This is a genomic window from Pedococcus sp. P2_E5 (assembly GCF_056403895.1).
The window spans coordinates 1-21,873 of record NZ_JBFUEP010000008.1 but is presented as its reverse complement, the minus strand read 5'-3'; the positions used below and the strand labels follow the sequence as shown (position 1 = coordinate 21,873).

Sequence of the window (21,873 nt, the reverse complement as noted above, 5' to 3'; positions counted from 1 at the left end):
CTAGGAGCCACGTCAATGGTCTGCGAAAGAACCATTTCCTCACCTCGCCGTCTCGCGCTCGAGCTTGCGCCCGTCCGGGTCGAACGGCGGACGAAGCCCCACCGTCACCGGGTAGCGCGTCCCCGCGAGGTCGATCTCGTAGCTGCCGCTGCGCAGCCAGTCGGCGGTGGTGCTGCCCGTGGTCCGGTCGCCCACGAGGGCCAGTCCGACCCCGCTCCCGAGGCTCGCGCCCCACGCCGCACTGGTGACCTGCCCGACCGGCTCGCCGTCACGCAGCACCAGCTCGCCGCCCCACGGGTAGGCCGCGGGGTCGCCGACCACGAACGAGACGATCCGGCGAGCAGGGGGCGCCAGCCGAGACTGCTCGACGGCGGCACGACCCAGGAAGTCGATGTCGGTCCCGAGCTTGCAGGCAAACGTGAGCCCCGCGACCACGGGCCCGGTCTCGGTGGTCAGCTCGCGGGCAAAGGCGCGATAGCCCTTCTCCAGGCGCATCGACTCGATCGTGGAGTAGCCGGCAGGGACGACACCGAGCTCGCGGCCCGCCTCGAACAGGTCCTCGTAGACCCCCGCAGCGAGATCGGTGGGAACGTAGAGCTCCCAGCCCAGCTCACCGACGTACGTGATCCGCGTCGCCCGCACGGTGGCCTGCCCGATCCTGACCTCCCTGCTGGTGGCGAAGGGGAACGACGCGTCGTCGAACGCATCGGGCGAGAGCCGCTCCAGGAGCTCGCGGGACCGTGGCCCCATGACTCCGAGGACGGCATACGCGCCCGTCAGGTCGACGACGTGCGCCGGCGCGTCGGGCGGGAAGTGACGGCGCATCCAGTCGATGTCACGGACCGTCGTCGCGGCGCTGCTGACCACGAAGAACTCGTCCGCGGCGGTCCTGGTCACCGTCACGTCGGACTCGTAGGTGCCACGGGAGTTGAGCATCCCCGTGTAGACCGCGCGGCCAACGGGCCCACCGACATCCGCGGTGCAGACCCACTGGAGGGCACGCTCGGCGCCGGCCCCGACCACGAGGTACTTGGAGAAGGAGGTCTGGTCGAAGACGGCGACCGCCTCCCGCGTCGCCAGCTGCTCGGCGACCGACCAGTCGACCCACGCAGGACGCTCCCAGGAGTAGTCGATGACGGGCGCGACACCTTGGGGGGCAAAGACATTCGGTCGCTCCCAGTTGTTCCGACTCCCCAGGCAGGCGCCCTGGGCGACGACCAGGTCGTGGACGGGTGAACGCCGCAGAGGCCGCCCGGTCTCGAGCTCGCGGTTGGGCCAGGGCACCGCGTAGTGCAGTCCCAGCACCTCACCCACGCGGCGGCGCAGCCAGTCGTTGTTGCCCGCCAACGGGGAGAACCTGCGGATGTCCGCGCTGATCAGGTCGGTGGTCGGCTCGCCCTCGATGATCCACTCCGCGAGCGCGCGACCTGCACCACCGGCCGACGCGATCCCCACGGAGTTGAAGCCGGCCGCGACGAAGAAGCCGGCGAGCTCGGGCGCCTCGCCGATGATGAACTGGTTGTCGGGCGTGAAGCTCTCGGGCCCGTTGTAGAACTTGCGGATCCCTGCCTCCGCGAGCACCGGGAGCCGGTGCACCGCACTGTCCATGAGGACCTCGAAGTGCTCCCAGTCCTCGTCCAGCAACGCGAACTCGAAGGGGTAGGGGATCTGGTCCGGAGGAACCCATGGCTTGGCGACCGGCTCGAACCCGCCGACGAGCAGGCCCCCCACCTCCTCCTTGACGTAGGTGTAGCCATCGGGGTCACGCAGGATGGGCAGGTCGCGATGCACGCCGTCGATCTGCTCGGTCACGACGTAGAAGTGCTCGGCCGAGTGCAGCGGCACGGTGACCCCGACCAGCTCCCCCACGGCCTTGGCCCACTGACCCGCGCAGTTGACGACGAACTCAGCCTCGACATCCCCCTGGTCGGTCCGCACCCCACTGGCCCGATTCCCCTTCGTCAGCACATCGGTGACACGTACCCGCTCAGCGATCCGCACCCCACGCATCCGAGCGCCCTTCGCCAGGGCCTGGGTGAGGTCGGTCGGGTTGGCCCGCCCGTCACCAGGGAGCCAGATCGCGCCGACGAGGTCGTCGGCCCGGATGAGTGGGTAGCGTTCGTTCGCCTCCTCCGCGGTGAGCAGCTCGCAGTCGAGGTCGTATGCCGCGGCGCTGGCGGCCGTGCGCCGCAGCGCCACCATCCGCTCCTGGGTGCGGGCCAGGGTGAGGCCACCGCAGACCCGGTAGCCGGTCCCGAGGCCGGTCTCGGCCTCGAGGCGCGAGTACAGGTCCGTGGAGTACTGCACGAGGCGAGTGCTGGCCTCTGTCGCCCGCAGCTGACCCACCAGACCCGCGGCGTGCCAGGTCGTGCCACCGGAGAGGGAACCCTGTTCGAGCAGCAGCACGTCGGTCCAGCCGAGGTGGGCCAGGTGGTACGCGACACTGCAGCCGATCACCCCGCCACCGATGATGACGACCCGGGCCCGTTGCGGCAGCTGCTCGCTCATGCGGGGCCACCAGACGCCGGGTGCCCGGTCGCGGGACTGGTGGCAGCCTCGATGAGCTCGTCCAGCCGCGGGCTCGTGAAGAGCGCCGCGGCGAGGTCGCGGCGCTCGAGGGCGAAGTCCCAGAAGTCGTGGTCCACGTCGGACACGCCGTGCTGGATGGCGCCCCAGAGGGTCCAGGTGTAGCGGCCCGCCAGGCCCCACAGCTCGGCTCGGGCCAGCAGCCGGTCGTCCACCCGCCCGTAGTAGGCCTCGACGAGCTCGACCAGGTGCTCGTGACCCAGCTGCGACTCGTTGACGAGGTTCCCCAGCTCGAAGGACGCCTCGTTGGTTCCGGAGTACTCGTAGTCGACGATCCGGATGCTGCCACCGTCGTCGAGGAAGTTGGCCGCCAGCAGGTCGTTGTGGCAGGGGACGCGGACTTCCGGAAACCTGCGCAGCGCGGCCTCGACGCGGGCAGCCACGTCGCCCAACGCGGCATACCCCTCAGGAACCCGCAGACCCCGATGGGTGACGATGCCCCAGTAGCGACGCTGGATGTCGAAGATGTCGAAGTCGGACGCGAAGGGCGGGCCCGCGTGGAGCAGACGGACGGCTTCGGCGATGCGCCCCAGGTTGGCGGCGACGTCGCCCGCGGCATACGTCCTGCCGGGGAGGAAGCCGACGACGAGGACGCCCTGTCCCGGGAGGTAGTCAACGACGGGAGCGCCGACTCCGGCGAGCGCCGCGGCACGGCTGTTGAGCCACTCGTGCTCGCGGTTGACGGCGAGCAGGTCCGTCGTGGGTGGCGAGATCCGGACGACGACGTCCTGCGTCGCCGTCCGGACCCGGTAGTTGTGGTTGGTCAGCCCACCGGGCAGCTCAGTGACTTCCCGGTCGCCCGCGAGGGCCGGGAGCTGGGCGAGCGCCTGGTCGAGGGTGACCCCGTGGCTCACTCGCCGAAGGCCTCGACGACCGCCTGGTCGATGGTGTGCTTCGGACCCTTGAACCATTTGCGGGCCGAGACCTGCCACCACACGGCGAGCACGAGCAGGGAGCCGATCGTCAGGATCGGTGCGTAGTTGACGAACTTCCAGTTGAAGTCGTCCGTGAACGGCACACCGGCGGGGACGAACGGCAGGATGAAGTACACCGAGATGATGGCGATCTCAATGACCGCAACGAGGTTCATCCACTTGTACTTCGCACCGTTGTTCCAGCTGCCTGCCTGGAAGGAGTCACCCATCCGCCATCTCAGCCAGATCGGGATGAGGAAGGCCAGGTAGAGCCCGATCACGGCGACCGAGACGACGGCGTAGAAGGCGACCGGCAGGATGAGCGGCTCCTCGGCCGTCCCGATGTTGACCTCCTTGAGGGCCGGCAGGGTGATCAGCGCGGCCACGACGGCGACCAGCATGACGGCGTTSGCCGGSACCTTGYTSSYGGASAGSGAGGACCACAGSCGCGAGCCGGGGATCGCGCCATCGCGACTGAACGCGAACGTCATGCGCGAGGCACTGGTCATGCAGGASGTCGWGCAGAAGAACTGCCCGATCGCCGAGATGAAGAGGATCGCCGTCGCCCAGGAGGAGCTCATGGCGTTCGTGAAGATGTAGGCCACCCCTCCACCGCCGACACCTGCGTTGTCCGGCGCACCGTCCTTGTCGGGCACGGCGAACAGGAAGCACAGCAACAGGATCCAGCCACCGATGGCCGAGTAGAAGATGGACTGCCAGATCCCCTTGGCGGCTGCCTGGGAGGCGGCAGAAGTCTCCTCCGACAGGTGAGCCGAGGCGTCGAACCCGGTGATCGTGTACTGCGTGAGCAGCAACCCGAACGGCACCACGAGGAACCAGTACTTCAACGAGCTGTTCGAGCCTCCGCTGTAGCCGGAGTTGTTGAACCGCTCGGTGAACACGTAGGAGAAGCTCTGGTGGTGGTCCGGCACGAGGACGAGGATCAGGATGACGATCGCCGCACCGACGACGTGCCACCAGACCGAGACGTTGTTCATCAGGGCCATGAGGTGCCCACTGAAGATGTTGAGCACCGAGGCGAGCACCAGGACGCCGAGGAAGGTCCAGAACACCCTCGTCAACGAGTAGCTGCCCGCGTAGTCCTCGGAGAACGTGCTCAGGGTCAGGTCGATGAACGTCGCACATCCATAGGCCACCGAGGCCGTGACGGCCACGAGGCCGATCAGGTTGAGCCAGCCCGTGAAGAAGCCGGCCTTGGCGCCGCCCATCTTGCTGGCCCACCAGTAGATGCCGCCGGAGGTCGGGTAGGCCGACACGAGCTCGGACATGGTGAACCCGATGATGAGGATGAAGAGCGACACGATCGGCCAGCCCCACGAGATGGCAATCGGGCCACCGTTGTTGAAGCCCTGTCCGAAGGTCGTGAAGCAGCCCGCAAGGATCGAGATGATGGAGAACGAGATCGCAAAGTTGGAGAAGCCCGACCACGACCGGTTGAGCTCCTGCTTGTAGCCGAGTTCCGCCAATCGGCGTTCGTCGTCGGACAGTTCACTGACGCTGGCCATACGGGCTCCTAGTCTTCGGTGCGAAGTGGAGCCGATATTTCACCCACGAGACTCACCCTGTCAATGGTCCAATCACAAACCATTGACTAGTCACCCCGCCGCGTGAGACCACGGTGGGACGGGGATCAGACCAGGACCAGACCGGGACCAGACCGGGTCAGAYCAGGCGCGTCAACCAGCCGTGGGTGTCCGCGGTGCGGCCGTACTGGATGTCGAGGAGCCGCTCGCGGATGGTCCGGGTCACCTCGCCGTAGTCGACGCCGTTCCGGTGGTCGCAGGACCCACCCGCCCAGCGCAGCTCGCCCACCGGCGTGATGACGGCCGCGGTGCCGCAGGCAAAGATCTCGACGATGTCGCCGCTGGCCGCGCCGTCCTTCCACTCCTGGATCGGGATCCGTCGCTCCTCGGGCTCGAGCCCCATCTCCTTGGCGAGCGCGAGCACCGAGGAACGCGTGACGCCCTCGAGGATCGAGCCGGTGAGCTCGGGCGTGATGAGCTTGTTGTCCTTGGTCACGAAGAACAGGTTCATGCCGCCGAGCTCCTCGACGTAGGTGTGCGTCGACGCGTCGAGGAAGACCGCCTGGTCGCAGCCGTTCTCGATGCCCTCGAGCTGCCCCGCGAGGCTCGAGGCGTAGTTGCCGCCGCACTTCGCCGCGCCCGTGCCACCCTCGCCGGCGCGCGCGTAGTCGGTCGAGAGCCACAGGGTGACCGGCTTGATGCCGCCGCTGAAGTAGGCGCCGGCCGGAGACGCGATGACGGAGTAGGTCACCTCGGACGCTGGTCGCACCCCGAGGAAGGCCTCCGAGGCGTACATGAAGGGCCGCAGGTACAGGCTCGACTCGCCACTGGCGCCAGAGGGCACCCAGGCCCGGTCGACCTCGACCAGCGCACGCAGTGAGCCGAGGAAGTCCTCCTCGGGCAGCTCCGGCAGCGTCATCCGGCGGGCGCTGCGCTGCATCCGCTGGGCATTCGCCTCCKGGCGGAAGGTCCAGATCGACCCGTCCGCGTGCCGGTAGGCCTTCATGCCCTCGAAGATCTCCTGGGCGTAGTGCAGCACCGCCGCCGACGGCATGAGGGTGATGGGTCCGTATGCCGTGACCTTGCCCTCGCTCCATCCCTCGCCCTTGCGCCACATCGCCGTGACCATGTGGTCGGTGAACGTGGTGCCGAACCCCGGGTTGGCCAGTACGGCCTCGCGCTCCGCGTCCGGCCGTGGGTCGGTGCGGCGGGTGACCTCGAAGGTCAGCGGGGCGGTGGTCTGGCTCATGGAGTCCTCCTGGGTGTCGCCCACTCCGGGGCGGGGCTGCTCCTGCCGAGATTACCTGCCCGGCTCACCAGCCGGGCAGGAGACGTCGGAGGCAGCCAGTGACTAGAGGAGCGACGCGATGGCGTCGCCGACCTGGGGTGTGCTGCGTACGCCGCTGCCCCGCGTGGCCAGGTCCGCAGCGACCGCCCGTTCGACACGGGCGGCCTCGTCGGTCCGCCCCAGGTGCTCGAGCAACATGCCGACCGAGAGGATGGTGGCGGTCGGGTCTGCCTTGGCCTGACCAGCGATGTCGGGTGCGGAGCCGTGAACGGGCTCGAACATGCTCGGCGCCGTGCGCTCGGGGTTGATGTTGGCGCTGGCGGCGAGGCCGATGCCGCCGACGATCGCGGCGGCGATGTCGGTGATGATGTCGCCGAACAGGTTGTCGGTGACGATCACGTCGAACCGCCCCGGGTCGGTCGCCAGGAAGATCGTGGCCGCGTCGACGTGCTGGTAGGCCGTCGTGACCTCGGGGAACTCGGCACCCACCTCGTCGACGGTGCGGCGCCACAGGTGACCGGCGTGGGTGAGCACGTTGTGCTTGTGGACGAGGGTCAGGTGCCTGCGCGGCCGGGCCTGCGCGCGGGCGAAGGCGTCACGGACGACCCGCTCGACGCCGAACCGGGTGTTCACGCTGACCTCGGTGGCGATCTCGTTGGGGGTGCCGGTGCGCAACGAACCACCGTTGCCGACGTAGGGACCCTCCGTGCCCTCGCGGACCACCACGAAGTCGATTCCGTCGGGAGCCACGCGTTCCACGGCCAGCGGGCTCAGCACCCCCGGGTAGAGCTTGGCGGGACGCAGGTTGACGTACTGCTCCAGGGCGAAGCGCAGCGGAAGGAGCACACCGCGCTCGAGCACTCCGCTGGGGACGGTGGGGTCGCCGATCGCTCCGAGGAGGATCGCGTCGTGGCCGCGGAGCTCCTCGAGCACGGAGTCGGGCAGGGTCTCGCCGGTGGCGTGCCACCGGCGCGCACCGAGGTCGTACTCGGTCGTGTGGAACTTGGTGCCGGTGCCGGCGGTGACCGTCTCGAGGACCTTGAGTCCCTCGGCCACGACCTCTGGACCGATCCCGTCCCCGCCGATGACGGCGAGGTTGACGGTGTCGTTGCCACTGCTGTCGGAAGCCATGCTCTCCAGCCTAAAGACGGTCTTGCGATCTGATACCGGCGTCTCACATGACGAACGGCTTCGAGCAGGTGCCCGAAGCCGTTCGTCCTCGCACCACGACGGTGCGGAGGGTGTCGCCGACGACGTCAGTCGTCGGAATGACCCTGCTCGCGCAGGTCCATCGACTCCTGCAGTGCCTGACGTGCCTTCTCGGCCTCTTCGCTCATGTCACTCATTCCTTTGCGGATGCCCCTGTGTCCCAACAGGGTTCGGGTTTGTGTGGGTTCTCGGTGTCTCACCGGGCGCTCGCCGGTTAACGGGGCGCCACTGCCAGCCACGCACGCGGGATCTCCGCGGCGAGTGGGCTGACTACCGGAACTCGCCGCGGCGGATAAGAATTACGACCTGCCGCGCCATGTCTTCGAGGTTACGTGGACGTCCAACTAAATGACACCCGTTTCCCACTCAGTGAGACATGTCTGGACGTGACCGGCGCCACAGTGCTGGACCCCGACGCCGCACGACCCGCGGCGTCGCCGGAAGCGTGAGTGCCTAGGGTGACGACGTGCTCCCCGACGGCTACGCCCTACGCCCCCTTTCGCTCGGCGATTCCGCCGCCCTCGCCGCGTCGTACGCCCGAAACCGGGAACATCTGCGACCCGCGCCCGTGCGACCCGAGGCGTTCTTCACCGAGGAGGGCCAGCGCGAGGCGATCCGCGACCGACTGCGACAGGTCGAGCTCGGCCTGTTCGACGCCTGGCTGTTGTGGCACGGTGACGACGTCGTCGGGACAGCGACCCTCCAGAACATCGTCCGAGGGGCCATGTACGGCGCCGACGTGGGGTACTGGATCGACCAGGACCACCTGCGACGCGGCCTGGCCGTGGCCTCGCTCGAGTTCCTGATCCAGCAAGCCCGGGAGCTGGATCTGCACCGACTCGGGGCCGGCACGAACGTCTCGAACCTCGCCTCTCAGCAGGTGCTGCGGCGGTGCGGGTTCGAGGAGTGCGGCAGGATCCCGGCGTTTCTCTACCTCGACGGATTGTGGCGCGACAACATCATGTTCAACCTCGTGCTCCACGACGGGCCGCCCCCGGGCTGAACCGGCGCAACCCGACGGCTGCCGCGGCGTACCCCACCGCTGGCCCCCTCCCCCACCGGGGACACGACTCGCCGCTGGCAGCGGCCACTCTCCGGATGTGCCCCGGCGCGTCGTGTCCTCGGTCGAGAGGGGGTCGGGGTTTCAGCTGAGGTCGACGACGCTCACGTCGGCACCGATCTCGGTGACGATCGCGGCGAGCACGTCCGCAGGGATGGTGCTGTCGACCGTGAGCGCGACCAGGGCCTGGCCGCCCTTCTCGTTGCGGGCCACCTGCATCCCGGCGATGTTGACGTCGGCGTCGCCGAGCAGCCTGCCCACGGTGCCGATGACACCTGGACGGTCGACGTAGGTGAAGAAGGCGAGGTGCTCGGTGAGCGGCACCTCGAGGTCGAAGCCGTTGACCCCCACGATCTTCTCGATCAGGCGCGGTCCGGTGAGGGTGCCGGAGACACTGATCGTCGCACCGTCGGCAAGCGTCCCTCGCAGGATCGTGACGTTCCGGAAGTCCTGCATCGTCGGGTCCGTGAGCAGGCGCACCTCGCACCCGCGCTGCTCGGCGAGCAGGGGCGCGTTGACGTAGGTCACCGGGTCCTCGGTCACGTCGGCGAACAGGCCCTTGAGCGCGGCGAGCTTCCAGATCGACACGTCGTGCTGGGTGATCTCCCCCCGGACGTCGACATCCAGCTGCACCGGCACCGAGCCCGCGAGGGAGGTGAAGATGCGCCCCAGCTTCTCGACGAGGGCGATGCCGGGCCGCACCTCCTCGGGGACGACGCCACCGGACACGTTGACGGCGTCGGGAACGAGGTCACCGCCGAGAGCGAGCCGCACGGACTTCGCGACGGAGACTCCGGCCTTCTCCTGGGCCTCGTCGGTCGACGCACCGAGGTGCGGCGTCACGACGACGGACTCGTGCTCGAACAGCGGGCTCTCGGTCGTGGGCTCGGTGGCGAACACGTCGATGCCGGCCCCGGCCACCCGTCCTTCGCGCAGCGCCTCGGCCAGGGCGTCCTCGTCGACGATGCCGCCGCGGGCGGCGTTGATGATGCGCACGGTGGGCTTGACCTTGGTCAGGGCCTCCTTGCCGATCAGGCCAACGGTCTCCGCGTTCTTGGGCAGGTGCACGGTGATGAAGTCGCTCTGCTCGAGCAGCTCGTCGAGGGTGACCAGCTGCGCACCGAGCTGGCCGGCGCGCTGGGCCGAGACGTAGGGGTCGTAGGCGAGGATCTCCATACCGAAGCCCTTGAGGCGCTCGGCGACGAGCTGGCCGATGCGACCGAACCCGACGACGCCGACCTTCTTGTCGAGCAGCTCGACACCGCCGTACTTGCTGCGCTTCCAGGCCCCCTGCTTGAGGGCCTGGTTGGCCGGGGCGATGTTGCGGGCCGTGGACAACAGGAGACCGACGGCGAGCTCCGCCGCCGAGGTGATGTTGGAGGTCGGGGCGTTCACGACCATGACACCGGCCCGCGTGGCGGCCGGCACGTCGACGTTGTCGAGGCCGACGCCTGCTCGCGCGATCACCTTGAGGTTCTTGGCGGCGGCGATGGCCTCTGCATCCATCTTCGTGGCGGAGCGGATGAGTACCGCGTCGGCGTCGGCGAGAGCCGGGAGGAGGGCCTCACGGGATGCTCCGTCGACGTGGCGCACCTCGAAGTCGGGCCCGAGGGCGTCGAGGGTGGCGGGCGAGAGTTCCTCGGCGATCAGCACGATCGGCTTGCTCACGTGTCAGTCCTTTGGTGGGTCAGTGGGGGATCACTGATGGGTCACTGATGGGTCCGGCACCGCGCTGTGCCCGCGGTCAGCATACGACCGCGCTCAGCATGTGGATGCCACGGCTCGACATGTGGAACGCCGATCACACGTCGCCCCGGGCATTGTTGAAGGTTTGTCCACCGTTGGGGACAACCTGGGGACAACGGTGCCGGCCGGCCCCGCGAACGGGACCGGCCGGCATACCTCGTGGTGAGAACGTCAGCGGGCGGCTGAGCCCTCGACGTAGTCGGAGTCCGTCTCCTTGATCCAGCTCATGAGCTTGCGGAGCTCCTTGCCGGTCCCCTCGATCGGGTGCTGGGCGCCCTTCTCACGCAGGGCCTTGAACTCCGGGCCGCCCGCGTCCTGGTCGTCGATGAACCGCTTGGCGAACGCACCGTTCTTGATGTCGGCGAGCACCGCCTGCATGTTCTCCTTGACGCGGGGGTCGATGACCCGGGGTCCGGAGACGTAGTCGCCGTACTCGGCCGTGTCGGACACCGACCAGCGCTGCTTGGCGATGCCGCCCTCGACCATCAGGTCGACGATCAGCTTGAGCTCGTGCAGGCACTCGAAGTAGGCGACCTCCGGCTGGTAGCCGGCCTCGACGAGCGTCTCGAAGCCGTACTGCACGAGCTGGGACGCGCCACCGCAGAGGACGGCCTGCTCACCGAACAGGTCGGTCTCGCACTCCTCGGTGAAGGTCGTCCTGATGCCGCCGGCGCGCAGGCCACCGATGGCCTTGGCGTAGGACTGGGCCAGCGCCCAGGCGCCGCCGGAGGCGTCCTGCTCGACGGCGAGCAGCACGGGGACGCCGCGGCCGTCGACGTACTCACGGCGCACCAGGTGACCGGGACCCTTGGGGGCCACCATGATCACGTCGGAGCCGGCTTCGGGCTTGATGTAGTCGAAGCGGATGTTGAAGCCGTGCCCGAAGAGCAGACCCGCGCCCTCCTTGAGGTTGGGCGCGATGTCGTTGGCGTAGACCGTGCGCTGCACCTGGTCGGGCGTGAGGATGACGACGAGGTCGGCCTCCTTCACCGCGTCCGCCACGGACCGCACCGTGAGCCCCTCGGCCTCGGCCTTGGCGCGGCTCTTGCTGCCCTCGGCGAGGCCGACGCGGACGTCCACCCCGGAGTCGCGAAGGTTCAGCGCGTGGGCGTGGCCCTGGCTGCCGTAGCCGATGACGGCCACCTTCTTGCCCTGGATCACGCTCAGGTCAGCGTCGTCGTCGTAGAACATCTCGGCCACGGTGGCCACTCCTTAGTGTTGTCTGGCTTGCTTCGGGTGATCAGTGAAATCTGTTGGGCTGCAAAAGACCTTCAGGTATGCCGCGTGGTCGCCGCGACCGTGGCGGCGCGGCCGCCGTCGGTCCCCTGCGCGCTACGCCGTCCGCAGGGCCCGGTCGGTGATCGACCGAGTACCGCGGCCGATCGCGACCATGCCGGACTGGACGAGCTCCTTGACGCCGAACGGCTCGATGACCTCGAGGAACGCGGCGAGCTTGTCGCGGTTGCCGGTGACCTCGATGGTCAGGGTGTCGCTGGCGACATCGACCACTTTGGCACGGAACAGCTGAACCGTCTCGAGCACGTGGCTGCGGCTGTGCACGTCGGTGCGCACCTTGACCAGCAGGATCTCGCGCTGGACCGAGGCCGTGGGCTCGAGCTCGACGACCTTGAGGACCTCGATGAGCTTGTTGAGCTGCTTGGTGACCTGCTCCAGCGGCAGGGCGTCGACGTCGACGACCACGGTCATCCGCGAGATCTCCGGGTGCTCGGTGGGACCCACGGCGAGCGAGTCGATGTTGAAGCCGCGCCGCGAGAACAGGGCCGCGATGCGGGCCAGGACGCCGGGCTTGTTCTCGACGAGGACCGACAGGGTGTGCTTGCTCATCGCCATCTACTTTCCGTCCTTGTCCGCGTCCTCGGGCTGCTCGGTGGCCTCGTCCTCTTCACGGTCCCACTGCGGTGCGGTGTCCTTCGCGACCTGGATGGCATCGTTGCTGACACCCGCCGGCACCATCGGCCAGACCATGGCGTCGCGGTGCACGACGAAGTCGATGATGACCGGGACGTCGTTGACCTCCATGGCCTTCTTGATGGTGGCGTCGACGTCCTCCGGGCGTTCGCACCGGAGACCGACGCAGCCGTACGCGTCAGCCAGCTTGACGAAGTCCGGGATGCGGCTGCCCACGGAGGTGTGCAGGTCGGTGTTGGAGTAGCGCTTGTTGTAGAACAACGACTGCCACTGGCGGACCATGCCCAGGCTGCTGTTGTTGATGATCGCGACCTTGATCGGGATGTTGTTGATGACGCAGGTCGCGAGCTCCTGGTTGGTCATCTGGAAGCAGCCGTCCCCGTCGATGGCCCAGACCACACGGTCCGGCTGGGCTACCTTCGCGCCCATGGCGGCCGGCACGGCATACCCCATCGTTCCGAGGCCGCCCGAGTTGAGCCAGGCGTTCGGGCGTTCGTACTGGACGAACTGGGCCGCCCACATCTGGTGCTGGCCGACGCCGGCGACGTAGACCGACTCGGGTCCGCTGATGGCGCCGATCCGCTCGATGACGTACTGCGGCGACACGCTCTCCTCGCCCTCGGGCGTGGTGTAGCCGAGCGGGAAGGTGGCCTTCCAGCCGGCCGTCTGCTCTCGCCAGGCGTCGTAGTCGCCGACCGTCCCGGCTGCGCGGTCGGCAGCGACCGCCTTGATGAGCTCGCCGATGACCTCGAGCACGTCGCCGACGATCGGCACGTCGGCGTTGCGGTTCTTGGAGATCTCGGCGGGGTCGATGTCGGCGTGGATGACCTTGGCCTCCGGTGCGAACGTCGACAGCTGGCCGGTCACCCGGTCGTCGAAGCGGGCGCCGAGGGTGATGAGGAGGTCGGACTTCTGCAGGGCCGTGACCGCGGCGACCGAGCCGTGCATGCCGGGCATGCCGAGGTGGAGCGGGTGGCTGTCGGGAACGGCACCGCGCGCCATCAGGGTGGTCACGACAGGGATCTGGGTCAGCTCGACGAACTCACGCAGGGCGTCGGAGGCGTTGCCCCGGATGACCCCGCCACCGACGTAGAAGACCGGTCGCTTGGCCGAGGCGATGAGCCGGGCGGCCTCGCGGATCTGCTTGTTGTGCGGCCGGGCGACGGGGCGGTAGCCGGGAAGGTCGTACTTGGGCGGCCACGAGAAGGTCGTCTTCGCCTGCAGGGCGTCCTTGGAGATGTCGACGAGCACCGGGCCGGGCCGCCCCGTCGACGCGATGTGGAAGGCCTCCGCGATGACCCGAGGGATCTGCGAGGCGTCCGTGACGAGGTAGTTGTGCTTGGTGATGGGCATCGTGATGCCGCGGATGTCGGCCTCCTGGAAGGCATCCGTGCCAATGGCCGCCGAGGCGACCTGGCCGGTGATGGCCACGATCGGCACCGAGTCCATGTAGGCGTCGGCGATCGCGGTCACGAGGTTGGTCGCACCCGGACCGGACGTCGCCATGCAGACCCCGACCTTGCCGGTCGCGCTGGCATAGCCCTCGGCCGCGTGGCCGGCACCCTGCTCGTGGCGGACCAGAATGTGGCGGACCTTGACCGAGTCGAGGAGCGGGTCGTAGGCCGGCAGGATCGCCCCGCCGGGAATGCCGAAGACCGTGTCGACCTCCATGGCCTCGAGGGAGAGCACCAGGCTCTGCGCGCCGGTCACCTGGGCGGGCACCTTCGCCCTCGCCTGCTCGGCCAGCCTGGACGGGCTGGGCGGGCTGGATGCCGGACTCGGGGCCGGTTTCGTGTCGCTCACGTCGCTACCGCTTTCGGTTCTCGCTGGGTCTGCTCATGCTGCATCTGACATGAAAAAGCCCTCCAATCCTCGGGTGAGGACGACGGAGGGCAGCGCGCTGGCTCAAGGAGCCTGCGCGCTAATGAAGTACGAGAATTCGTGCCACACGAGAACTCTCCCGCCGTCCACTGGTGGTGTCAACGTACGAGACAACCGGTCCCACGATCCGGACCTGTCGTCTCAGTCACAGAACCCGCCCGCCCCGAGGTCAGCCGCAGACGGCTCCGCCACTGGCACTGCCCACGAGCTTGCGGTACTTGGCCAGGACACCGCGGGGGTACTTGGACTCCGGTGGCACGAAGCCCTCCGCGCGACGAGCCAGCTCGGCCTCGTCGACATGCACGTCGAGCACGCCGTTGGCGACGTCGAGCGTGATGCGGTCACCGTCGCGGACGAACGCGATGGGACCGCCGTCAACGGCCTCCGGCGCGACGTGGCCGACGCACAGGCCGGTGGTCCCGCCGGAGAAGCGCCCGTCGGTGAGCAGCAGCACGTCCTTGCCCAGCCCGGCACCCTTGATGGCACCGGTCACGGCCAGCATCTCGCGCATGCCCGGACCGCCCTTGGGCCCCTCGTAGCGGATCACGACGACGTCGCCCGCCTTGAGCGAGCCCTGCGCGACGGCATCCATCGCTGCGCGCTCACCGTCGAACACCCTCGCGGTGCCCTCGAAGACGTCGGAGTCGAAGCCGGCCGACTTCACCACGGCACCCTCGGGGGCGAGCGACCCCTTGAGGATCGTGATCCCACCAGTCCGGTGGATCGGCTCGGTCATGGCCCGGACGACCTTGCCGTCGATGTCCGGCGGCGCGATGTCGGCGAGGTTCTCGGCCATCGTCCTGCCGGTGACCGTGAGGCAGTCGCCGTGCAGGAGGCCGGCGTCGAGCAGGGCGCGCATGACGACGGGTACTCCCCCGACGCGGTCGATGTCGGTCATGACGTACTGACCGAACGGCTTGACGTCGGCCAGGTGCGGCACCCTGGCCCCGATGCGCGAGAAGTCGTCGAGCGTCAGGTCGACCTCGGCCTCGTTGGCGATCGCCAGCAGGTGGAGCACAGCGTTGGTGGAGCCGCCGAACGCCATCACGACGGCGATGGCGTTCTCGAACGCCTCCTTGGTCATGATGTCCCGGGCCGTGATCCCCCGCCGCAGCAGACCGACGACCGCCTCCCCCGACTTGCGGGCGAAGCCGTCGCGGCGGCGGTCGGTGGCGGGCGGCGCGGCCGAGCCGGGCAGCGACATCCCGATGGCCTCGGCGACCGAGGCCATCGTGTTCGCGGTGTACATGCCACCGCAGGCACCCTCACCCGGACAGATCGCCCGCTCGATCGCGTCGACGTCGGCCCGCGACATCAGCCCCGCAGCACAGGCGCCCACCGCCTCGAACGCGTCGATGATCRTCACGGTCCTCTCGGAACCGTCGGACATCTTGGCGATCCCCGGGAGGATCGACCCGGCATACAGGAACACGCTCGACAGGTCGAGGCGTGCCGCTGCCATGAGCATGCCGGGCAGCGACTTGTCGCAACCCGCAAGGAGGACCGAACCGTCGAGGCGCTCCGCATTCATCACCGTCTCAACGGAATCCGCGATGATCTCGCGGCTCACGAGGGAGAAGTGCATCCCCTCGTGGCCCATCGAGATGCCGTCGCTGACCGAGATCGTGCCGAACTCGAGCGGGTAGCCACCGGCTGCGTGCACGCCGTCCTTGACAGCCTTGGCGAGCCGGTCGAGCGACAGGTTGCAGGGCGTGATCTCGTTCCACGAGCTGGCCACCCCGATCTGCGGCTTGACCCAGTCGTCGTCGCCCATGCCCACCGCGCGGAGCATGCCCCGCGCCGCAGTCTTCTCGATGCCGTCGGTGACGTCGCGGCTGCGCGGCTTGATGTCGACGCCGTTGGTGGCTGCCCCCGCGGCGGGTTCGGTGGTCGTCATGGGCCGAGTCTAGAACTCGGGTCCACAGGGTGGGACGCCGGTCTCACAGACCGAAAGCCAGTCACCCCAAGCCACCGAGGTATGCCGTGCGGTCACCCGCGCGAGACGTGGCACCGCTCGAGCGCGGCAGTTCCGAAGTCGAGCCCCGACCAGGGTCCGGCGTAGCGCAGCACCGCGAGCGACGACGTGGGGAACCCGGCCGCCAGGCACTCGTGCGCCGCCGACGACCCGTCACCCTCGGACAGCCCACTGGCGAGCGCCGCCATCGTGGGGTTGTGCCCCACCACCAACACGACCTGCGCCTCGCCCGCCGATTCCCGGACCGTCTGCAGCACGGTCTGCGCGCCGCCGGAGTAGATGCTGTCGTCGAACTCGATCGTCTCGCCGCAGGCTCCTCCTTCGACCGCCGCAGCCCACGTCTGTCGGGTGCGCATCGCGGAGGAGCACAGCACCAGCTCTGGGCCGAGCTCGTGCTCGTGCATCCAGACGCCGGCCGCCCGGGCATCGCGCCTGCCGCGTCCGGTGAGCGCTCGTTCGTGGTCGGGCTTGCCGATGACCTGCTCAGCCTTGGCGTGACGGAAGAGGATGAGCACCTTGTCATCACTGGCGAGGGTCATACCCCGAGCATGGACCCGTTGGGCGACAACAACCAGTCTTGACAGCGGCGCTCCGGGCGCGGCGACATACCGGGCCGGATCGGCCACACAGGCCACCACCAGGGCCGCCCTGGTCACCCTCTCCGGCCGCTACCCTTCGTCCCACCACGACGAGGTGGACCCACGGCAGTGAACCCGCGGCCGCGGCATACCTCTCCCCGCAGTGAGGAACGACCGATGGAGCAGCCGCCCGCCCTGATCGACGTCAGGGCGACCGCACCGACAGACCGGCCATGGCTCGACGAGGCGATCCGCCGCATCCAGGCCGACGCCAATCGCAGCGCCGACACCCACCTCGTCCACGTGCCACTCCCCGGGCTACCCGACATCGACCTCTACCTCAAGGACGAGTCGACGCACCCGACCGGCAGCCTCAAGCACCGCCTGGCGAGGTCGCTGTTCCTCTACGCCCTGTGCAACGGCGAGCTGCACGACGGCACCACGGTCATCGAGGCCTCGAGCGGGTCGACGGCGGTGAGCGAGGCGTACTTCGCGCGGATGCTCGGGCTGCCGTTCATCGCGGTCATGGTGCGGACGACGAGCCCGGAGAAGATCGCCCTCATCGAGCGCGAAGGCGGCCAGTGCCACTTCGTGGACGACGMGGGCGAGGTCTACGAWGTGGCGCGACGGCTCGCCGAGGAGCGTGGCGGCCACTACCTCGACCAGTTCACCTACGCAGAACGTGCGACCGACTGGCGCGGCAACAACAACATCGCGGAGTCGATCTTCGAGCAGATGGGTCGCGAGCGGCACCCGGTCCCCCACTGGGTCGTGGTCGGCGCCGGCACCGGCGGCACCAGCGCGACCATCGGGCGCTACGTCCGCTACAGGGGGCTGGCCAGCCAGGTCTGCGTCGTCGACCCCGAGCACTCGGCCTTCCTCCCGGCGTTCTGCGGCGACGACGCCGGCGTCACGGCGGCGTGCGGGTCACGCATCGAGGGCATCGGGCGGCCGCGTGTCGAGCCGAGCTTCGTGCCGAGCGTCGTCGACCGGATGATGCTCGTACCCGACCCCGCATCCGTCGCGGCGATGCGCTTCCTCACCGAGCGCACCGGGCTGCGCGGCGGCGCCTCCACCGGCACCAACGTGTTCGGCGCGATGCGCCTCGCGTGCGAGATGGCCGAGCGTGGCGAGGGCGGCAGCATCGTCTCGCTGTTGTGCGACGGGTCGGAGCGGTATGCCGGGACGTACCGCAACGACGCCTGGCTCACCGAGCGCGGGTGGGACCTCGAGCCGCACCTCGGCGTGCTGCGTGCGGCGTGGGACCGGGGCGTCTGGACCGCCTGAGCGAGACCACACCCTCCCGAGTCTGAAGGATCTGCGGGGCCCTGGCCCTGCGGATCCTTCAGACTCGGGGCTACCCGCCGGAGACGGCGTTGATGACGTGCACCGTCGAGTTCGGGGTGACGACGGTCTGCACCCCGTCGGCGCGCTTGGCGTCCTCGCCGTCGACGAAGACGTTGACGTGACGGCGGATCTGGCCCCGCTCGTCCCGGATGCGCGAGGCGAGGATCGGCCACGGCTCGAACGCCCGGTCGAGCACGTCGGCGAGCGAGGCCTGCGCCCCCAGCTCGACGGGCAGCTCGGCCGCACCGTCGGCCAGCTCGCGCAACAGGCCCGGCAGCACCACCCGGGCTGTCATGGGAGCGTGACCGCCCGCACGCAGAGCACGTCGGGCAGCTGTTCGACGATGCGGGTGAACGAGTCGCCGCCGTCGACCGAGCCGTAGACCTCGCCGTTGCGCGTGCCGAGGTACAGGCCCGGCTCCTCGGGGTGGTTGTCCAGGCCAGCGGCATCGCGAAGGACGTTCGTGTAGCTCGGGGAGGGCAGTCCCTCGTGCTGGGTGCGCCACGTCGCCCCGGCGTCGTCGGTGCGCTGCACCTGCAGCTCGGCCGCCGGTGGGATGCGCTCACCGTCGGAGGCGATCGGCACCAGCCACATGGTGTCGCCGCGACGCGGGTGGGCCAGGGCGGTCATCCCGAAGTTCGTCGGCAGCCCCTCCTCGATCGACGTCCAGGTGACCCCGTCGTCGTCCGAGCGGTAGACGCCCTTGTGGTTCTGGGCGTAGAGACGGGTCGGGGTGCCGCTGTCGCGCACCACCTTGTGGACGCACTGGCCGAACTCGGGCCACTCGTCGTGCGGCTGGAAGTAGGCGTGGATGCCGGTGTTGCCTGGATTCCACGACACCCCGCCGTCGCGGGTGTTGTAGACGCCACCCGTGCTCATCGCGACGAGCATGCGGTCGGCGTCGACCGGGCTCGGCAGGACCGTGTGGATGGCTCCGCCGCCGAAGCCCTCGCCCCACTCGGGGCGGTGCGGGTGCTCCCACAGCCCGCGGTTGAGCTCGAACGTCTCACCACGGTCCGCGCTGCGCCACAGCCCCTGGGGCTCGGTGCCCGCCCAGACCACCGCGGGGTCGTGCGGGTCGGCCACGAGCTGCCAGGTCGCCTTGAGCGCCGTGTCGGTGTCGTCGGGGAACCGGATCGACCCGTCGGGGTGCTCGACCCAGCTGGCGCCGAGGTCGTCGGAGTGCTGCAACGAGGGACCCCAGTGCGAGGAGCGGAACCCCACGAGCAGCCGGGTCGGGTCGGTGCGGGTGTCGAACAGCAGCGACAGGACCTCGCTCATCAGGAAGTGCGGACCCTCGACCCGCCACGACTGCCGGTCCTCACTGCGAGCCAGCCACAACCCCTTGCGCGTGCCGATCCCGACGACGGTCTCACCCATGTTTCCCATACTGGCACTCCTCTGGCCGTTGGACACGTGTTGTCGATACCGACCCGGATCCACGGCAGAACTCATCGCCGCCCAGGTGGAGTCATCGCTGGAGCGGCGCTGTCACCGCCGGAGAGCCGAAAGCATCGGTGGCCCAAGCGAAGCTCAGACCAGGTTGCGCAACGGTCTCCCGGCGGCATACGCCCCCAGCTGCTCCTGGAGCAGGCGCGCCGCCCGCGGCATGAAGGCCGTCGAGGCCCTCCGACGTGCGGCGTGATGACCACCCCCGGCGTGCTCCACAGCGGGTGGTCAGGCGGCAACGGCTCGGGGTCGGTGACGTCCAGGGCCGCCCGGATCCGGCCGGCCGCCGTGTGGCGCACCAGTGCGTCGGTGTCGACCACACCACCGCGCGCGACGTTGACGACCAAGGCTCCGTCAGGCAGGGCGGCCAGGAAGGCGTCGTCGACCAGACCAGCCGTGTGCGCACTCAGCGGCACGATCACGATGACGACGTCGTGCTGTGGCAGCAGGTAGGGCAGCTCGTCGACGCCGTGGACGGACCGCACGAACTCGTCCCCCGCCCGCGCGCGGCTCGCCACGGCGCTCAGCTGCACCTCGAACGGCGTGAGCCGGGCTGCGATCGCCCGCCCGATGGCGCCGTAGCCCAGGACCAGCACCCGTTTGTCGGCCAGGGCCTGGTGGAAGGTCGACGGGAGCCAGCTCCTGTCCCGTTGCGCCGCAAAGAAGTCCGGGAAGTCGCGCAGGCTCGCCAGGGTGAGCGCCACGGCCAGCTCCGCCGTCGACGCGTCGTGGACTCCGGTGGCGTTCGCGAGCCGCACCCCGTCGGGCAGCACGGCCTGCACGTCGTCGTAACCGGCCGTCAACAGCTGCACCAGCTCGAGGTTCGGCAGGTGCGACAGGGCGCCCAGCCGACCACCTGCCCCGATGTAGGGCGGCACCACGACCCTGATCTCGTCGGCCCGGTCCGGAGCGCCCTCGAGGTCCCACACGGCGAGCTCGACCCCCGAGATCGGCCCCACGGCTTCCACCCATTCCTGCCCCGGCAGGGTCACCATCGTCATGCCTCCCACGCTAGCCCGCAGGGAGAGGGGCCGTCGCTGCCGGTCGCTGTGAGGTGCTGACCCGCCCCGCCGTCAGGTGAGTGCCCCGCGGCTGACAGGTGCGAAGCTGTCCAGATCACGCACAATGGGGTATGCCGCGTGCACCGCTTCGTCGATGGCGCACCTCCGCAGGGGCCGCAGCCACCACCGGGGTGGCTGCCCTGCTGCTCGTCGGCGGGTGCTCGGGCACCGACGGATCGGGCGACGGTGCCAGCGTCACGGCCCCCGTGCTCACCACCTCCAGCGCGGCCACGTCCACGCCGAGCAGTTCGTCGACCACGACGAGCACCACCCCGACCACGACCCGAACGACGACGTCGCCGACGAAGGCCGCTGTCCCCGCGACGTCCACCATCGCGAGAAACCTCGACGTCCCGTGGGCCATCGCGTTCCTCCCCGACGGCTCGGCACTGGTCACACTGCGCGACAGGGCCCAGCTGATGCACATCCGGCCCGGCCACGCGCCCACGGTCCTCGGCCGGATCCCGGGAGTGCGGCCGGACGGCGAAGGAGGCCTGCTGGGTGTCGCGGTCTCACCACGGTTCGCGAGCGACCGGAGCATCTTCGTCTACTTCACCGCCGCAGACGACAACCGCGTCGTCCGGCTGACCTTCACCGGTGGGAGGGCGACGAAGCCGACCGTCGTGCTGCGCGGCATACCCAAGGCCGGCAACCACAACGGCGGAAGGCTTGCCTTCGGTCCCGACGGCTACCTGTACGTCACCACCGGGGATGCCAACCGGTCCGAGCGTTCCCAGGACAAGGGATCGCTCGGCGGCAAGATCCTGCGGATCACGAGGGACGGCAGACCCGCGCCGGGCAACCCGTTCGGCAACTCCCCGGTCTGGACCTACGGGCACCGCAACGTGCAGGGCATCGCGTGGGCGCCCGACGGGCGGATGTACGCGAGCGAGTTCGGGCAGAACACCTGGGACGAGCTCAACCGCATCGTGCCCGGACGCAACTACGGGTGGCCGGTCGTCGAGGGAAGGGCGGGTCGCTCGAAGTTCACCGACCCGCTCGCCCAGTGGGCGACCTCCGACGCGTCGCCGAGTGGGATCGCCGTGGCTGACGGCGCCGTGTGGATGGCTGCTCTGCGAGGTCAGTCGCTGTGGCGAGTTCCGTTGACTGCCAACGGCATCGGCACGCCCAAGCGACTGCTCAACGATCGGTACGGCCGGCTGCGCGACGCGGTGGCAGGTCCGGACGGCCGGCTGTGGGTGCTGACCAGCAACACCTTCCGGGGCAGTCCCCGCGCCGGCGACGACCGCCTCGTCGCGCTCAACCTCGCGAGCCTCTAGCCCGCCCGCGCCCCCCACCCCTCGTG

At 69.3% G+C, this 21,873-nt stretch carries 18 protein-coding genes; 3 read left to right on the top strand and 15 right to left on the bottom strand.

The annotated features are described in order from the left end of the window. Nucleotides 1–39 precede the first annotated feature (39 nt). The 6 genes from AC1DVZ_RS03985 to AC1DVZ_RS03960 form a co-directional block, all read right to left on the bottom strand. Nucleotides 40–2,508: a GcvT family protein gene (locus AC1DVZ_RS03985; RefSeq protein WP_477616888.1), complete on the bottom strand. Its 2,469-nt coding sequence runs from the start codon at nucleotides 2,506–2,508 to the stop codon at nucleotides 40–42. Beyond that, the gene (locus AC1DVZ_RS03980) at nucleotides 2,505–3,440 is read right to left on the bottom strand and encodes a phosphotransferase (protein ID WP_477616887.1); all 936 of its coding nucleotides are present in this window, start codon (nucleotides 3,438–3,440) and stop codon (nucleotides 2,505–2,507) included. The genes AC1DVZ_RS03985 and AC1DVZ_RS03980 overlap by 4 nt, the downstream gene beginning before the upstream one ends. Then, nucleotides 3,437–5,026, bottom strand: a complete 1,590-nt coding sequence (locus AC1DVZ_RS03975) for an amino acid permease (RefSeq protein ID WP_477616886.1) — start codon at nucleotides 5,024–5,026, stop codon at nucleotides 3,437–3,439. Before AC1DVZ_RS03975 ends, AC1DVZ_RS03980 begins: the two co-directional genes overlap by 4 nt. 157 nt (nucleotides 5,027–5,183) lie before the next feature. Further along, nucleotides 5,184–6,293 (bottom strand): branched-chain amino acid aminotransferase, encoded by a 1,110-nt coding sequence (locus AC1DVZ_RS03970; RefSeq protein WP_477616885.1) that lies wholly within the window; start codon nucleotides 6,291–6,293, stop codon nucleotides 5,184–5,186. A gap of 102 nt (nucleotides 6,294–6,395) precedes the next feature. Beyond that, nucleotides 6,396–7,463 carry a 3-isopropylmalate dehydrogenase gene (locus tag AC1DVZ_RS03965; RefSeq protein WP_477616884.1) on the bottom strand — a complete coding sequence of 356 codons (1,068 nt, stop codon included), beginning with the start codon at nucleotides 7,461–7,463 and terminating at the stop codon, nucleotides 6,396–6,398. Between the two features lie 125 nt (nucleotides 7,464–7,588). Then, on the bottom strand, nucleotides 7,589–7,678 hold the full coding sequence (locus tag AC1DVZ_RS03960) for a 3-isopropylmalate dehydrogenase (protein WP_477615543.1): 90 nt from the start codon (nucleotides 7,676–7,678) through the stop codon (nucleotides 7,589–7,591). Between the two features lie 329 nt (nucleotides 7,679–8,007). Here AC1DVZ_RS03960 and AC1DVZ_RS03955 point away from each other — a divergent pair, with 329 nt between their 5' ends. Further along, nucleotides 8,008–8,544, top strand: coding sequence for a GNAT family N-acetyltransferase (locus tag AC1DVZ_RS03955; RefSeq protein ID WP_477616883.1), 537 nt, complete (start codon nucleotides 8,008–8,010; stop codon nucleotides 8,542–8,544). 141 nt (nucleotides 8,545–8,685) lie between these two features. Here the strand turns inward: AC1DVZ_RS03955 and serA are convergent, their stop codons facing one another. The 6 genes from serA to AC1DVZ_RS03925 form a co-directional block, all read right to left on the bottom strand. Continuing rightward, nucleotides 8,686–10,269 carry a phosphoglycerate dehydrogenase gene (gene serA / locus AC1DVZ_RS03950; protein WP_477616882.1) on the bottom strand — a complete coding sequence of 528 codons (1,584 nt, stop codon included), beginning with the start codon at nucleotides 10,267–10,269 and terminating at the stop codon, nucleotides 8,686–8,688. Between the two features lie 249 nt (nucleotides 10,270–10,518). Beyond that, the gene (gene ilvC / locus AC1DVZ_RS03945) at nucleotides 10,519–11,547 is read right to left on the bottom strand and encodes a ketol-acid reductoisomerase (RefSeq protein ID WP_477616881.1); all 1,029 of its coding nucleotides are present in this window, start codon (nucleotides 11,545–11,547) and stop codon (nucleotides 10,519–10,521) included. Nucleotides 11,548–11,679: 132 nt separating this feature from the next. Next, a complete protein-coding gene (gene ilvN, locus AC1DVZ_RS03940; protein WP_140741388.1) occupies nucleotides 11,680–12,192 on the bottom strand; it encodes an acetolactate synthase small subunit in 513 nt (170 codons plus the stop codon). Between the two features lie 6 nt (nucleotides 12,193–12,198). Then, entirely contained in the window at nucleotides 12,199–14,079 is a 1,881-nt protein-coding gene (locus AC1DVZ_RS03935; protein WP_477616880.1) for an acetolactate synthase large subunit, read from the bottom strand. A 247-nt stretch (nucleotides 14,080–14,326) separates the two neighbouring features. Further along, on the bottom strand, nucleotides 14,327–16,054 hold the full coding sequence (ilvD, locus tag AC1DVZ_RS03930; RefSeq protein WP_477616879.1) for a dihydroxy-acid dehydratase: 1,728 nt from the start codon (nucleotides 16,052–16,054) through the stop codon (nucleotides 14,327–14,329). A gap of 92 nt (nucleotides 16,055–16,146) precedes the next feature. Continuing rightward, a complete protein-coding gene (locus AC1DVZ_RS03925) occupies nucleotides 16,147–16,671 on the bottom strand; it encodes a SixA phosphatase family protein (protein WP_477616878.1) in 525 nt (174 codons plus the stop codon). Nucleotides 16,672–16,887: 216 nt separating this feature from the next. On the opposite strand from AC1DVZ_RS03925, the gene AC1DVZ_RS03920 reads away from it, so the two are divergent. Continuing rightward, nucleotides 16,888–17,997 carry a PLP-dependent cysteine synthase family protein gene (locus tag AC1DVZ_RS03920; protein WP_477616877.1) on the top strand — a complete coding sequence of 370 codons (1,110 nt, stop codon included), beginning with the start codon at nucleotides 16,888–16,890 and terminating at the stop codon, nucleotides 17,995–17,997. A gap of 70 nt (nucleotides 17,998–18,067) precedes the next feature. Here AC1DVZ_RS03920 and AC1DVZ_RS03915 read toward each other — a convergent pair whose 3' ends face one another. The 3 genes from AC1DVZ_RS03915 to AC1DVZ_RS03905 all read right to left on the bottom strand — a co-directional run bounded on the left by AC1DVZ_RS03915 (nucleotide 18,068) and on the right by AC1DVZ_RS03905 (nucleotide 20,507). Continuing rightward, nucleotides 18,068–18,352: a MoaD/ThiS family protein gene (locus AC1DVZ_RS03915; RefSeq protein WP_477616876.1), complete on the bottom strand. Its 285-nt coding sequence runs from the start codon at nucleotides 18,350–18,352 to the stop codon at nucleotides 18,068–18,070. Continuing rightward, nucleotides 18,349–19,437 (bottom strand): WD40/YVTN/BNR-like repeat-containing protein, encoded by a 1,089-nt coding sequence (locus tag AC1DVZ_RS03910; RefSeq protein WP_477616875.1) that lies wholly within the window; start codon nucleotides 19,435–19,437, stop codon nucleotides 18,349–18,351. Before AC1DVZ_RS03910 ends, AC1DVZ_RS03915 begins: the two co-directional genes overlap by 4 nt. A gap of 71 nt (nucleotides 19,438–19,508) precedes the next feature. Continuing rightward, nucleotides 19,509–20,507 (bottom strand): 2-hydroxyacid dehydrogenase, encoded by a 999-nt coding sequence (locus AC1DVZ_RS03905; protein ID WP_477616874.1) that lies wholly within the window; start codon nucleotides 20,505–20,507, stop codon nucleotides 19,509–19,511. 131 nt (nucleotides 20,508–20,638) lie between these two features. On the opposite strand from AC1DVZ_RS03905, the gene AC1DVZ_RS03900 reads away from it, so the two are divergent. Beyond that, nucleotides 20,639–21,847, top strand: coding sequence for a PQQ-dependent sugar dehydrogenase (locus tag AC1DVZ_RS03900; RefSeq protein WP_477616873.1), 1,209 nt, complete (start codon nucleotides 20,639–20,641; stop codon nucleotides 21,845–21,847). Nucleotides 21,848–21,873: the final 26 nt, after the last annotated feature.